Here is a 14,647-nt window from a genome sequence, read left to right on the forward strand (position 1 = left end):
CAGCATATCAGATTGCCTCCCTGTATTGCCTGAGGGTCATTGCATTGTCACTCATATCGAGCCACTGAACGTCCTTGTCGTATTGACCAGCCAGCAGTCGGTCAAAGGCGGAGGTGATCGCTACCGGGCGCACATCGCGCCCTCCAAGTCCTACGACAAAGCCCTGGATTCTGACGTTTAGGCCCTGGTTGGATATTGCCGAGCGTACATCATTACACACTGGCCCCGCCGGGGCTCCCATACTCATGCTGCGATCGAGTACCCCCACCCGCGCACCACGAGGAATAGCTGCGACCAAGTCCTCTTCCGGAAAGGGGCGAAAGGAAACAATTTTCAGATTGCCAACTTTTTTCCCCTGGGCGCGATACTGGTCTACCATCTCTTTCACGCTGCCTGACATGGAACCGAGGGAGATGAGGATAGCCTCGGCGTCATCGCAGCAGTAGGGTTCGATGGGGGAATGACTTCGACCAAATTGGGTTTCAAATTCCTTCATGGCCGTATTCAGGACCGGAAGGGCATTGGAGAAACCAGTGTGCTGCTGATAGCGCATTTCCATGAATTCGGTAGGCGGAATCAGGTTGTTGACGAACATGGGATCTGCGATATCTAACTTCAGATTCTTGGCCTGGTAGGGCGGTAGGAAATCGTCCACATCCTGTTGGGACGGCACATACACTGCCTGACTCATATGCGACAGAAAAAAGCCATCCATACAGACCATGGTGGGTACAAGCACATCGCCGTTTTCCGCCGCTCTGTACGCTATCAGGCACAGGTCCAGCACATCCTGGCAGTCTTCGGCATAGAGCTGCATCCAGCCGGTGTCGCGGGCGGCCATGCTGTCCTGGTGATCACACCACAGGCTCCAGGGACTCACCAGTGCGCGGTTGACTACCGGCATGACAATGGGCAATCGCAGTCCTGCGGCCACACCGAGCATTTCAAACATCAGAGCCAGCCCGACCGATGAGGTGGCGGTTCCTGTACGGACACCGGTTAGTTGCGCGCCAATGGCCACCGACATGGCCGTGTGCTCGGATTCCACGCGAATGTATTTTGCATCAAGACGTCCATCACCGGTGTATTCGCTGAGCACCTCGGCAATAGGGCTCTGGGGAGTTATGGGATAGGCCGACACCACCCCGATGCGGGCCAGGCGCATGGCCTCGGCAGCGGCAAAGTTGCCTTCAAGCATGACTTTTTTCATTTTAGGCCTCTCTTTCATCGATCATGGTTATCGAATCGTGGGGGCAAACGTTGGCGCAAATACCACAGCCCTTGCAATAGGTCATATCAATTTCAACTCTGCCCTCTGCCTTTTTTTTGTCCTCGGTCTTCATCTTTATAGTGTTCACTACTCCGGTAGGACAGTACTTCTCGCAAATACCGCACAATACACACTTTTCACCGTCAATCTGGGGGCGTACTATACGCCAGGTGCCGGTCTTGGTGCTGCAATAGACCAGCGCGCAGGGCCCGTAAATGGTCTTTACCTTTTCTGCCATCTTATTTTTCTCCCGATTGCAACCTCTGGCCGCGCCTGTTGAGATGATTATTTGACAAAGGCGGCGTGGTTTTTTGTGTTGGTGTCGATATCCTTGTTCGGTTCCGCTTTCTCGTCAGCCCTGATCAATCGGCGGGCCTCTTCAGCCGCTTCAACATTCTTTGGGGCGGAGTCACCGAATTTGCTGGTGATCGCCGCTTTGACAGCCTCGATGCCGACGATGCCAGCACCAGCCAAGGCCCCCAGCATTGCCGTGTTCGGAATGTCCCGGCCTAGGGATTTCAGTGCCACGGCCTGGGCATCCACACGGTAGATTTTGTTGCTTTTGAACGGGTATTTATCCTTTAACTTCTGAGTGTTGACAATAAAGACAGTTTGCTCTGAGGTCCCGGCCATCACATCGATCCCCTTATCGATGACCGAATCGTCGAACAGCACCACATAGTCCGGAGCGTAGACAAAACCTTTCATCTTAATCGGGTCGCGACTTATCACCGCATCAGCGTAGACAGGGGCGCCACGACGTTCATGACCATATGCGGGAATCGCCTGGGCATGGGCATCTTCGTGTATGGCCACAGCTTCGCAAAGTACTTTTGCTGCCGTTACCACTCCCTGCCCGCCAAGGCCATAGATCTTGATCTGTATCATAGGGCATTCTCCATACTATGATTTATACGTTATGTACCCCCTACATCATCTGGTCAATCGTCCGCTGCTTGCCAAAGAGTACGTGTTGCATGAGAGCGACAGCTGCACCTTCCGAATCGCCCTTTGAAATAGCGGTGAGAATTTTTTCGTGCTGCATGTTGGAATCGCGGAGCATGAAGGTCTTGGTGGCTTCACGGTGAAGGTAGAGCATCATCCGTTTTTCGATGCCTCGCATCATCTCCAATAAGGTGTCGTTCTTGGTCGCCTTAAACAGTAACTCATGGAAAACCTGATTGTATTTAAAGAACGATAATGGGTCATCTTCGGAAACTGCGCGGACCATCTTCTCATGCAATCCCTTAAGATCGGACAATTGTTTTTCCGTAATGCGCATAGGCAGCAGCCGACCGGCAGAAAACCCCAATCCGGCCATGACATCATAAAGGTCAAGGACGTCCTTCATGGACAACTTTCTGAGAAAGGCACCTCTGTTTGGAATGATCTCAACCAATCCTTCCTGGCGCAGCGCCTGAAGGGCCTCACGTATCGGTCCCCTGCTGACACCCAACTTTTCGGAAAACAGTTTTTCGTTGATGCGGTCACCGGCGGCAAGCGTACCGGTGAACACCATTTTTCGGATGAGAGCCTGGATCTCAATGGCAACTGTAGCCCGGTTGAGCTTTATTCCTTGAGTATCGTCAAATTTCAATGATTTCATTTAAGCCATTCCATGGATAATTACATGGTATTGATTGTCGAACATTCGAGATAAATTGTCAACAATTCTCTAATTTACAAAGACAATATGAGTGAAAATATCATTAAACCAGTTTGTTATGTTGATTGAGGGATTGTGAAAAGAATGAATGGATGCCTACTACATATCGCGCTGTAATACTTTATGGACGGCTTGTCCCAGGCTGAGCAGGCTGTAAGGTTTCTTGATAAACGCACCTGCCCCTTCTCGCAGGGTTGCCTCGACATCTTTGCTGGTCGAGTAACCGGTGGCTATCAACGCCTTCTGCAGCGGATTGTCCTTTTTAATACGCGAATACGTCTCTCTGCCGTTCATGCCGGGGTCCATCTGCATATCCAGCAGGACAAGATCGACAGGGGTGTTGCGGAGAAAGGTCAATGCCTCTTCACCGCTCTTGACTGATGATGTTTTATAGTCCAGTAATCTAAGCATATTGCAGGCAATTTCCCTGAGCGATTCTTCATCGTCAACGACAAGAATGTGCTCGCCGTTGCCTCGAAGATGGGCCGCTTCTTCCGGCTGCTTCTGGGAGACGGAGGCCTCATTTAGTGCGGGTAGCAGGACTGTGAACTGTGTACCTGACGAATTGCTGTTTACAGCAATGGTGCCGCCGTGTTCACGCACACTATTCCAGGCCACGGTAAGTCCGAGCCCTGTGCCGCTGCGGCCTAAACCTTTTTTGGAAAAGAACGGCTCAAAAATTCTCTTCTGGTCCGCCTCTGAGATCCCTTTACCGGTATCCCTGACGGTCATGGCAACATACTTTCCGGGTGGTTGGTTGGCGGCAATATCGGCAAGCTTTTCAGCAGCGATGTTGGCTGTCGTTACTTCGACTCTTCCTTGAGTCTTGATGGCTTCGAAGGCATTCATCACCAGGTTCATAATGGTTTTTTCTATATGAATAGGTGAGCAGTTGCAGAGCCAGATGTCAGGGCATGGAGTGAAGGTCAACTCGATATCAGGATGGGAATCTTGCAGTTTTTGAAATTCAGGGGTGGTGAAGTAGTTGTTTACAAGATGATTGAGGTCGGTGGGTTCATGGACCGCTGCGGAACCCCTGGCAACTGTAAGCAGGTCGGCAACCACCGCTGCCGCTCTTTCACCGGATTTCTGGATGGTTATAAGCGGCCTCCTTAGAGGATTGTCTTTGTCTAAGTCGAGAAGTAGCAACTCGGGATAGTTGATGATTCCCGCAAGAATGTTGTTCAGATCATGGGCGACTCCGCCAGCCATTAAACCGAGCAGCTCCATTTTGTGGGACTGCTGCCTCTTCATCTCAAGCTCTTTTTGCTGCTGCTCGATTTCGTAACGAACTGTAATGTCATGACCGATAATGTTGAGATCGGTGAGTGAACCTTCGTCACTGTAATGAAGGTTGAAAGACAGGAGCAGGTGGCTTGTTTCCCCGTCCTGATTACGTATCCGGCACTCAGCATCATTGCTTTCGATTCTGTCTTCAACCCATGAGCGGATGGATTTCTCAAGAGTAGGCCAGTCGTCTGCAACAATAAATATCCGAAAATACATGCCTATCGCATTGGCTATAGGGGTGCCTGTCAGCCGCTGGATGGTATGGTTGGCGTAGGAAATGATGAAATTTCTATCAAGGCGCAATACCAGGTTGCTGGTGTTCTCAACCAGTTCCCTATAATTGAGTTCCTTGTCACGTAACTCGGCTTCACGCTTTTGTATCGCTGTAGCCATCTGGTTAATGCTGTCGGCGAGTTGTTGTAGCTCGCTGAAGTTGTTAGGGGGCACGGGGTTGGTATAGTCACCTTGAGCGATGATGCTGCTTTTTGCCGTTATCTCTGTCAGGGGGCGGGAAAGCTTTTGGGCCCGCAAGACTGCCAACACCAGTGAAAGACCTACAGCGGCACAAATACCGCTGCCAATAATTAAAAGCGGAATTATCAGAAATGAGGAAAATTTTTCGGTAGGCTCAGCAATAAGAGACACCCAGCCTGTTTGTTCAATAATACTTGTGGAACCGAGAAAGCTTTTTCCCTGAAGGGTGAAATGTCCGACCCTCTCTTCACCTGCCAATGCTGCCGAAACAAGATCAATATCATTGAGCATGATGCTTCTTTTGACCAGGTCCGGGTTGGGATGGAAAATGATTGCGCCGTTACTGTCTATTACCATTGTCACAACCGTGTCGGAGCTGAGGCGATCTATAAATTGTGCCAGAGTGGTAAGGTTGATGTCAGCGGCGAGGACATTTTTTCCTGACGGCACATAGAGGGTAAGGCTGATTTTTCCGCTAACCAGCGACAGAAAGGTGTCGGACCATTGAGGGCGACCCGTTACCCGTACAGCCTGGAATTCTCTTTTATGAACAAGGTTTATTCCAATCAAGTCGGGCCGGGATAGTTCACGTTCAACAGGCAGCCCGGCATTAATGACTTCACCTATCGGATTTAAAAGATAAATAGACTCAAAATAGAGTGACTCACGGATATGGGTATTCAGGATCCTGGTGATATTATCTTCGCTGGCCGATTTTGAATCGGAGAGCATACTGCCGATGGTGTTCAGAGAGGTCAGTGGCTGATCCATGAAGAGCTCGATCTGGCCCCTTATTCCCTTGGATAGAAGGTCGATCCGGACCCTAAAATCCTCATTAGCGTTCCTGATAATGAAAAGAAGAATGAAAAGCGCAATAAAACAGAGTGGTATGAGGCTCACGAGAATGTGAGAAGTGATCAGTGATTGTCGAAGGGTGTGTGTCTTCTTCACCGGTAGTCCTCGAGAATCACAAACTCGCCATTTTGAACAACCCCCATGTAAGTAGGATGGTTTGAGTCCCCATACTTGTTGATGACAATGTCATCCTGAAGACCCTTAAAATGAGAGATACGAAGAATTGCCTGTTTGAGTGTTTCATTTTCATGCTGCTCATTCATAGATTTGAAAACCATCATGGCCGCATTATAGGCATGAAGCGCTCCGAATCCCGGTTCTGTCTTGTACCGGTTCTCGAACTCCTTTTTGAACTCGACATAGGCAGGCTTGGTGCTTTTTCTGTTAAAGAATTGCTGGATGGTTGCGCCTTCCACGGCGCTGCCGCCGAGGTTGATCAGCTGTTCGGTTGCCGCCCAGTCAGCAAGGGCCAATTGAACCTGCCAGCCGGATTTGCGCACCTGTTGGCATAACATGGCCGCGTCAACGGAATTGGCGACAATGGCCAGGGCATCAACTTGACGTTCTTGCATATGCTGAACGAGTGGCAATAACTGGAGGTCGGGTTTGGAGGTGAATGTCAGCGGCTCGACTCTGATTCCTCCTTCTGCAAGGAAGGTTTTTTTGAAGGTTTCAAACCAGATGCCGGTATACGCCTTGTTACCGAGATCATAGATAACTCCTGCGGACCTCGCTCCCTTCACAGTAATGAGGTAACGAGCCAGCATGGCTGCTGCAGCCGTTGAAACGGCGCAGGATCTGATGAAGTTGTCGTCTAGGTCTTGTAACAGAGAGGTCGAAGATGTGGGACCGACAAGCAGGGTTTGGCTACCGTTTACAAGCGGTAATGTGGTCATGGTCATACTGCTGGTGGCATGTCCGATAATGACAGGGACATTTTTCTCCAGCAGCGATTTAACGGCATCCAGAGCCATCTTTTCATTCTGACCGTCATCCATGGCGATCATTTCGATAGGTTTGCCTTTGACTCCGTGAGATTGATTGACTCTGCTAATTGCCATTTCCACGCCACGACGGCAGTCAACGCCAAGATCGGCGAATTTTCCCGACAGGCCGGCAACAAAACCTATGAGTATGGGTTTTTCCGCTCGGTTAGTCCAGAAAACACCTAGGGAGACGAGAATCGCAACTAAAATTGCAGTGAAAAAGATAGCTTTCCTATTCATCGTTGTAGGCTCCGCTAAACAGAGGGTCAATATCCTTTGGTAATACTGGCTGATCGAGAATTGCAGCGATTGCCGAAAGAATAAGTATATCAAATATAATTGTACCTTAAAGAATTGCAGATAAAAAGGAGGGATGAAAAAAGGTGGTTATTCGGCCAGTTCTGTATCTTTTACGAAAAAATTTGATGTTTGAAATCACCTTGTGATAGGCTCATAAGTAGTCCCCCGCAGGGACGGGGGAAATCTGATGAGCAGAGACAGATACCGTATCATGTTATGTCTTAACACCTGGAGGAAACCATGATGAAGAAAGCACTGTTGGTCGTATGTGTTTTGCTGTTTGGCTTTTCTGTATCATATGCTGAGGATGAAAACGCAAGTCCGGAGGATGTGTATAACCTCGTGTTGAAAGCCTATGACGTTGTCAAAGCCCTTGGTGAGGAATCGTTTCCCGCATTTAACGATCCCAAAGGTGAGTTTGTCTACAAGGATACATATGTGTTGGTCCAGCGTTGTCCTAGTGAAATGGTAGCCCATCCATTTGCCCTTGAGAAACTCAGAAGTGTTGACCTCGATAAAACATATGAATGGAACAAAAAGCTTTGTGATGCCGGGGCGCAACCTGGTGGCGGGTGGACTGAATATCCCTGGCCGAAACCGGGAGAGACGGAACCTTCCAGAAAAATAACCTTCTCCATTCTCGTTGAAGGCACCCCATATACAGTGATGGCGGGTGTCTACAGTGACACAGCAAAGGTGGAAGAACTCAATGCTACGCTGAAGTAAGTTGGGCTGGTGCATGGCCGGGCAGAAAGAATTTCTGCCATGAGTCTTCAGAATTCAGGAGGGACAGACTGTGTCATTCAATCTCAATATACGAAATAAATTCCTAATTCCGGCTGTCCTGCTGATTATTGTCGGTATGAGCGTGGCGACGAGTGTTTCCTATATCAAGTCGAAAAATGCGCTGACGGGGGCTCTTCGCCAGAATATAGAGCAGAACGTTGGTTCATTGGCGACAATTCTTGAAAGCTGGCTTCAGGACCGGCGTCTTGATCTAGGTAGCTGGAGTCATGAGGAAATATATGCCAAGTCACTCAAGGATTCTTTTGTCGGCAAAGCAGCCAGGGTGAACGCGAATGAAAAACTCAAAGGGCTGCAGCAGGATTATGGATATTATGAAGATATCGCTCTGGCTGGTGGAGACGGCTCAATAGTTGCTTCTAGCACAGAGGCCATTATCGGCAAGATAAATGTGGGAGATAGGGCATACTTCAAGGCGGCAATGGCAGGGGAGACGTTTGTCTCCGATGTCAGCAGCAGCCGCAACACCGGGAACCCTGTTATCTTTATCGCGGCGCCTGTGCATGAAAACAAGACTGTCAGTGGGGTTCTCTTTGGGGTTGTGAATATTGACACGTTTTCAAGTCGATTTATCGACTCCATTAAAATTGGCGAAACCGGGTATGCATACGCGGTCAGTAAGGATGGCATAGTCCTTGCCCATCCCGTTAAATCGAACATCATGAAGCTGAACTTGAATGATTTCGATTTCGGCAAGGAAATTCTCTCCCAGAAAAACGGTATGATTCAATATACGTTTGAAGGCGTCAGCAAAACTGCAGCCTTCAGAGAAATTTCGGGTCTGGGTTGGATTGTTGCAGTCAATGTGCCGGATGATGAAATCCTGGCATCAGCCAAGAGCCTGGGACGGATCAATACGCTGGTGGCGGCTGTTATTGTTGCCATCGCCATCGTCGTGATCTTTTTTGTTACCTCAACAGTAGTGAAACCGATCAACAGTGTGGTGGCCGGTCTGCGCGACGCGGCTGAAGGTGATGGCGACTTGACCAAGCGGATCATATTGAAAAGCAAGGACGAAGTCGGTGAGCTGGCCCGCTGGTTTAACACCTTTGTAGAAAAAATCCAGACCACTGTCGCGGAGGTGGCCGGTAACGCGTCAGAATTGAATAAATCATCAAGGGAATTGGCCGATATAGCCGAGCATCTTTCGGCCAATGCCGTGCAGACTTCCGGCAAGGCTGCCACTGTTTCCTCATCCAGCCAACAGATGAGCTCCACCATCGGGTCCGCAGCCGGCATCATGGAGGAGACGGTCAGCAACCTTACCATCGTCGCCGCAGCAGCAGAAGAGATGACGGCAACGATCAGCGAAATTGCCGCAAATACCGAAAAAGGCCGTGAGATTGCCGAGGCTGCTGTTGGCCAGACAAGGCGGGCAACTGAGCAGATTGAGGAACTGGGAACCGCCGCAGATCAGATTGGCAAAGTGGTTGAAACGATTTCCGAAATCTCCGAGCAGGTCAACCTGCTGGCGTTAAACGCCACCATTGAGGCTGCCCGGGCCGGTGAGGCGGGAAAGGGATTTGCGGTTGTAGCCAATGAAATCAAGGAGTTGGCAAAGCAGACGGCAACTGCTTCAGGTGAGATCAAGCAGCAGGTGGAAGGTATCCAGAGTTCGACCCAAAATACCGTCTCTGAGATCGGAAATATTGCCAAGGTTGTTGGACAGGTCAACGAACTTGTCGCTACAATTGCTGCGGCAGTTGAAGAACAGTCGGTAACCACCAGGGATATCGCCGGCAATGTGGCCAAGGCAACCGAGGGTGTCAGCGAGGTTAACATGACCATTGCCGATGGGGCTGAGGCCGCAAACTCCATTACGGTTGAAATCGCCGACGTTACCACAGCTTCTGAAGGGATGACCGGCTCGAGTAACCAGGTGAAGGCGAGTTCAAAAGAGTTATCCGATCTGGCCGAAAAACTGAATGTGATGGTCCAGCAGTTCAAGGTTTGATGGCGACCATTAAGCTGCACTGATTTTCGAAAACTATATTTGTCTTTTTATGCGCCCCATGTGGGGCGCATTGTATGTCGTGAGATAGGGAGAATCTCTCAAGATTCAAAAAAAAAGGCGGCCGTTGTATCTGCCGGCCGCTCTCAACACGTCTTGTCTCTATCCTTATGCATCCTCATTTCCGTGGGATTTCTCGTGGATCCGTCATGTTTTCCGGGCGGAGAATGTCATCGAGTTCTTCTTTGGAGAGGAGCGATTTCTCAAGAACCAGATCGTAGACACTGCCACCGGTTTTCAAGGCTTCCTTGGCGATAGCTGCCGAATGCTCGTAGCCGATAACCGGAACGAGGGCCGTGACCAGGCCGATACTTTTCTCGACATAGCCGCGGCAAATGTCACGGTTTGCTTCAATGCCTGCTACACATCGTGAAGTTAGTGCCACACAGCCGTTTTTCAATATCATCATGCCATGAAGCAGGTCGTAGGCGATAATCGGTTCGGCCATGCAAAGTTCAAGTTCGCTGGCCTCCGCAGCCATCGACACCACGTTATCATAGCCCATAACCTGATAGCATATCTGGTTGACCAACTCCGGAATGACCGGATTGACCTTCCCTGGCATGATGGAAGAGCCGGGCTGCATTGGTGGCAGGTTAATCTCATTGAGACCGCAGCGCGGGCCTGAGGACATCCAGCGCAAGTCGTTGCAGATCTTTGAAATTTGTACGGCGGCTCGCTTCAAGGTTGCCGACATCTGGACAAATGTTCCGGCATTCTGGGTGGCCTCGACGAGATTGCGGGCTTTTCGCAACGGGAATCCGCTTACTTCGGCAAGCCTTTTCGTCACCAGGCTGGCATAGCCGGGCGGGCTGTTGATGCCGGTGCCGATGGCTGTGGCACCCATATTGATATCAAGAAATTCATCGGCAGCCCTATCGAGTGCTTTGGTTGCGCTATCTATCATTACCGCATAAGCGTTGAATTCCTGACCAAGCGTCATTGGAACGGCATCCTGATTTTCGGTACGGCCCATTTTCAGGACGTCGCTGAACTCTGCGGCTTTCATCTCTAGAGAATGGCGCAGCTCTTCCATAGCCCGGAGAAGACTGCGGGCTGAGAGCAACACTGCCAGTTTGATCGCTGTGGGGTAAGCGTCGTTGGTGGACTGGGAGCAGTTGACGTGGTCGTTGGGATGGAGGTGCTGGTATTCGCCTTTTGCGTAGCCCATGAGTTCAAGCCCCCTGTTGGCAATGACCTCGTTGGTATTCATGTTTGTCGAAGTGCCTGCTCCGCCCTGGAACATATCGACGGTAAAGTGGTCGTGTAGTTTTCCCTCGAGCAGTTCGTCGCAGGCGCCGCAGATGGCCTGCATTCTTGCTTCATTGATGGCGCCCAGCTCATGATTGGTCAGCGCTGCGGCTTTTTTCACCATGGCCAACCCTTCGATCAGATGCTCAAAATTACGGACAAAGATCCCTGAAATGGCAAAGTTCTCCATGGCCCGGGTGGTCTGCACACCGTAATACGCATCATCTGAGATCTCTCGCATGCCAAGTGAGTCGTGTTCGAGACGAAAACCGCTCATCACCACATCACCGCTTTTGCTGTCATGCAGTTGTCTGGTCAGCATCCGTAAACGGCGGTTGATTCCTACTGCCACCCTGGAGACGATTCGGTAAAACAGTTCGGGTTTAACTTCTCTGAACGCTGCAATTCTCTCAACTGGAATCTGCCAGACGGTCGCGCCGTTACGGGTGAAGGCTCCGCTATTGTGGGCGTCCCCGTCCAGAAAAGCTCCTTCGCTGATCATTGAGCCTGCAATCATTGTGGCGATACGACGAGAGGAACCGTGCAAACCCCGCACCAGTTCGACTTCGCCATCAAGGATAATGCCAGCCCATTGCCTGGGGGTAGACTCCTGAAACAGCCACTCGTTAGGTTGGTATGTCTGTTGTATTCCTTCAGCAAAAAAGATAGCAAGATCTTCCTCGCTGATACCTGATGTTTTTGCGGCATGCCGGATACTGCTTTTTTCAATGATCATGTGATCTCCTTAGTTTTCTCTGCAATGTATGGTGTCATATGGCAGCAGGTCATCCCGAACGGGTGTTTCCACCAACTGTTTTATTTCCTGAAAAGTCTCTGCCTTGGCCATTGCCCACATCAGTTTCGGAACCAGCGCTTCCGTGTTCATGTCCCTGGCGTAGATGATTTTTTCAAGCGGCAGTTTGCGGCCAACTTCGTAGAGTTGTAGATCGACGCCTTCCTTCAGGCACTGGGTGGTAATGGCGACAACGATACCGGCTTCTGCAATGTCTTTTATTTTTCCGGCAAGATCGATGCTGTCTGTTGAGACACCTCCGGTGCCATAGCTTTCGATGATCACAGCTTTGAAGTTGTTGCGGATATATTCGAATATTTTGGGATCCAGGCCGGGAAATATCTTGAGAACTAGCAGTTGTTTTTCAAGGGTTGCAACTAGTTCCGGAGGCTGACAGTTTTCATGTGCTGTAATTGGCATTTGGCGAAAGGTCTGCCGGACCATCGGGCTGTATTCGATCCTATTGTGTTTGATTGTTGCTACCAGCGGGTAATTGATACTTTCAAAGGCGTCGTAGCTGCGGGTTTTGGTCTTGATTCCCCTGGTGCCGTTGATGACTTTACCGTCAAAAACAATAAAGACTCCGGCAATATTCTCTCCGGCCAGAAGGAGAGAATCTTTCAAATTCTGCAGTGCATCGGTTCGACTGTCGGTCATGGAAAATTGGGATCCGGTAAGGATCACCGGTTTATTCAGACCATCGAGCAGGTAGGAGAGGGCGGCCGCGGTATAGGCCATGGTATCCGTGCCGTGGGTGATGATAAAACCGTCAAATTCCCGGTAATGTTCGGTGACTTGCCGGGCAATGGTCAGCCAGCTTTCCGGTGTCATGTTTGAGCTGTCGATATTCATGACGGTTTTGCCGACAATTTTGCAGTAACCTATGGCCGGCTGGATACGGTCCAGCAGGTCATCCACGGTATAATACGGCTGTAAACCTTGCCCTTGGTCAGAGCAGACGATTGTTCCGCCGGTTGCGAGAATGACGATATTTTTCAAAATGCAATTCCTCAGAATACGTGATTTTTTTTGTTCTCGGGCATGCTCAGAAACGCAACGCTTTGTGCCTCGATCGAAATGGTTCCTCTCTTATTTATTTCCTATAATAGGGTTATGTATCCTATAAAAGGAATTATGATACTATAAAAGGAGCTATGTCAAGTGATATTGCATCGTGTGAATGATGAAAAGCACAGTCCGATGAGGGGTTATGCTGAGAGCGATGATCTCGGAGCGCAGGAATGGAGATGGTTTACGGGTAAGGGCAGATTCGGTGGCTGGTGAGCCAGTTGAAGTAATTTGAGTAGATGTACCGTCAAAAGTCTCACCCTCTTTTTGCTCATCTTCAAATCCTTGTTGTAGCTCGACCCTGAATTGTACCGAATTCTGTCATATAGTATCATCAACTGGCACGATTTCCCTGATTGTTGCTATAGATCATGTCTAGGAGTGAAGAAGGTATGAGCAGCATTCTATTCTCAGGCACATATAACACAGTACAGAAGAGCAAGATCCTTCTTGTTGCTTTTGTCGTCGTCATGATCTTGTCAGGGGTAGAATCGAAGATTTATGCGGCAGAAAATGGTAGGAGCGGTGATGGAAAATTGGCGACGGTAACACTCTGTATCGGTGAGAATTGGGAGCCCTATTATAGCGAGACATTGGATAATGGTGGGGTGGTGGTCGAGCTTGTCAGGAGGGCCTTTACCCGAGGCGGTTATTCGCTTGAACTGGAATGGTTTCCATGGACTCGGGCGTTCAATATGGCAAAAACGGGAGATTGTGATGGCGTGCTAGGTGCCTGGTATACCGAGGAACGAAAACAGTTTTTTATCTATTCAGAACCATTTTTGACAACTGAACTTGTCTTTTTCAAACGAAAGGGAGAAAAAATCACCTATACGACACTCCGGGATTTACAGCCATACAGAATCGGTGTTGCAAGAGACTCGGGACCTTACGAGTTATTGAAGCCGGAATTTGAGCAGAATCTCGATGTTGCTACGTCTGCTTACCTCAATATTCAAAAGCTGATGGGGAAGCGGTTCGATCTCCTGGCGGATGAAAAATTGAATGTCCTGTATATTATTAACACGCATCTCCCCGAATGGCGTGGCGCCCTTGAGATCCTCTCTCCACCACTTCAGATAAATAAGCTGCATGTGATCATTTCAAAGAAAATAGAGACCCCTCAAAAGATTGTTGATGCGTTCAATCACGGCTTGAAGGAAATTCAAGAAGACGGAACATTTGATGCCATCCTCAAAGAGTACAATTTTTCCGAGATTAAGTAGTGTCCATCCAGTATAATCCATATATTTAAATACGTTGCAAAAACAGAAAGAAAAGAGACAGGATTTTTTTCGTGACCCTTGGGTGATTATAATTCACCATCACCTCCTGCATGTGCTGGTTCGGAATTGTATGTGATCTTAATGCGCCCCACAATGGGGCGCATTGCATTTTGTGAGAATGCTTTCGCTCGATTTATGAAACACCTGGGAGTGCCTGTTGTGTGGTAACGTATTGTTTTTCTCAGAGGTCCAGTGCAAATATCCATAAATCTATTGACATAGGTGGCGATAGCATTGTGCGAATTGTTATTTCTGGTATTCCCTGCAAGGCCATTCCTGGGTGGCGTGGGTGCCTTTCAGTACAACTCCTGTTTTTGAAATATGCCAAATGATCGAATATTTTTTTGATCACTTACCGTTGATCGAACAAGCTGAATATTCCCCAAAAAAGTCATTAGCTTGGCTTACAATAATAGGATATGCTTCCCACATTTTTTCTCATGTCTTTTGTACGAACAATCATTGGTATAATACAAGGTTAACCTTTGTTGTCTAATGATTTGAATGATCAGGGAAAAACGATAACTTACAGTTGACAGAACTTGCCTTGAGAGAATAATGAGAAGTGTATGGTCAACGATTCTGTTAATGAT

11 protein-coding genes are annotated in these 14,647 nt (G+C 49.1%); 3 read left to right on the top strand and 8 right to left on the bottom strand.

Annotated elements, in window-relative coordinates:
• Positions 1-7: 7 nt before the first annotated feature.
• The 6 genes from porA to BUF15_RS10700 all read right to left on the bottom strand — a co-directional run bounded on the left by porA (position 8) and on the right by BUF15_RS10700 (position 6,781).
• Positions 8-1,210, bottom strand: a complete 1,203-nt coding sequence (gene porA / locus BUF15_RS10675) for a pyruvate ferredoxin oxidoreductase (protein WP_073613467.1) — start codon at positions 1,208-1,210, stop codon at positions 8-10.
• Position 1,211: 1 nt separating this feature from the next.
• Positions 1,212-1,508 (bottom strand): 4Fe-4S binding protein, encoded by a 297-nt coding sequence (locus BUF15_RS10680; RefSeq protein WP_073613468.1) that lies wholly within the window; start codon positions 1,506-1,508, stop codon positions 1,212-1,214.
• 47 nt (positions 1,509-1,555) lie between these two features.
• The gene (locus tag BUF15_RS10685; RefSeq protein ID WP_073613469.1) at positions 1,556-2,158 is read right to left on the bottom strand and encodes a 2-oxoacid:acceptor oxidoreductase family protein; all 603 of its coding nucleotides are present in this window, start codon (positions 2,156-2,158) and stop codon (positions 1,556-1,558) included.
• A gap of 40 nt (positions 2,159-2,198) precedes the next feature.
• Entirely contained in the window at positions 2,199-2,876 is a 678-nt protein-coding gene (locus tag BUF15_RS10690; protein WP_073613470.1) for a GntR family transcriptional regulator, read from the bottom strand.
• Between the two features lie 159 nt (positions 2,877-3,035).
• A complete protein-coding gene (locus BUF15_RS10695; protein ID WP_073613471.1) occupies positions 3,036-5,651 on the bottom strand; it encodes a hybrid sensor histidine kinase/response regulator in 2,616 nt (871 codons plus the stop codon).
• A complete protein-coding gene (locus tag BUF15_RS10700) occupies positions 5,648-6,781 on the bottom strand; it encodes an ABC transporter substrate-binding protein (protein ID WP_073613472.1) in 1,134 nt (377 codons plus the stop codon). Before BUF15_RS10700 ends, BUF15_RS10695 begins: the two co-directional genes overlap by 4 nt.
• Before the next feature lie 300 nt (positions 6,782-7,081).
• Between BUF15_RS10700 and BUF15_RS10705 the strand changes: the two genes are divergently transcribed.
• Positions 7,082-7,567, top strand: a complete 486-nt coding sequence (locus tag BUF15_RS10705) for a cache domain-containing protein (RefSeq protein WP_073613473.1) — start codon at positions 7,082-7,084, stop codon at positions 7,565-7,567.
• A gap of 70 nt (positions 7,568-7,637) precedes the next feature.
• Complete coding sequence (locus tag BUF15_RS10710; RefSeq protein WP_073613474.1) at positions 7,638-9,599, top strand: methyl-accepting chemotaxis protein; 1,962 nt, start codon at positions 7,638-7,640, stop codon at positions 9,597-9,599.
• A gap of 175 nt (positions 9,600-9,774) precedes the next feature.
• Here the strand turns inward: BUF15_RS10710 and aspA are convergent, their stop codons facing one another.
• Positions 9,775-11,643 carry an aspartate ammonia-lyase gene (gene aspA / locus BUF15_RS10715; protein WP_073613475.1) on the bottom strand — a complete coding sequence of 623 codons (1,869 nt, stop codon included), beginning with the start codon at positions 11,641-11,643 and terminating at the stop codon, positions 9,775-9,777.
• Positions 11,644-11,652: 9 nt separating this feature from the next.
• Positions 11,653-12,699 (bottom strand): asparaginase, encoded by a 1,047-nt coding sequence (locus BUF15_RS10720; protein ID WP_073613476.1) that lies wholly within the window; start codon positions 12,697-12,699, stop codon positions 11,653-11,655.
• A gap of 461 nt (positions 12,700-13,160) precedes the next feature.
• On the opposite strand from BUF15_RS10720, the gene BUF15_RS10725 reads away from it, so the two are divergent.
• Positions 13,161-13,994 carry a substrate-binding periplasmic protein gene (locus BUF15_RS10725; RefSeq protein WP_073613477.1) on the top strand — a complete coding sequence of 278 codons (834 nt, stop codon included), beginning with the start codon at positions 13,161-13,163 and terminating at the stop codon, positions 13,992-13,994.
• Positions 13,995-14,647 lie beyond the last annotated feature (653 nt).

Source organism: Desulfopila aestuarii DSM 18488, from assembly GCF_900143695.1.
In the GTDB taxonomy this organism is placed as follows: Bacteria; Desulfobacterota; Desulfobulbia; order Desulfobulbales; family Desulfocapsaceae; genus Desulfopila; species Desulfopila aestuarii.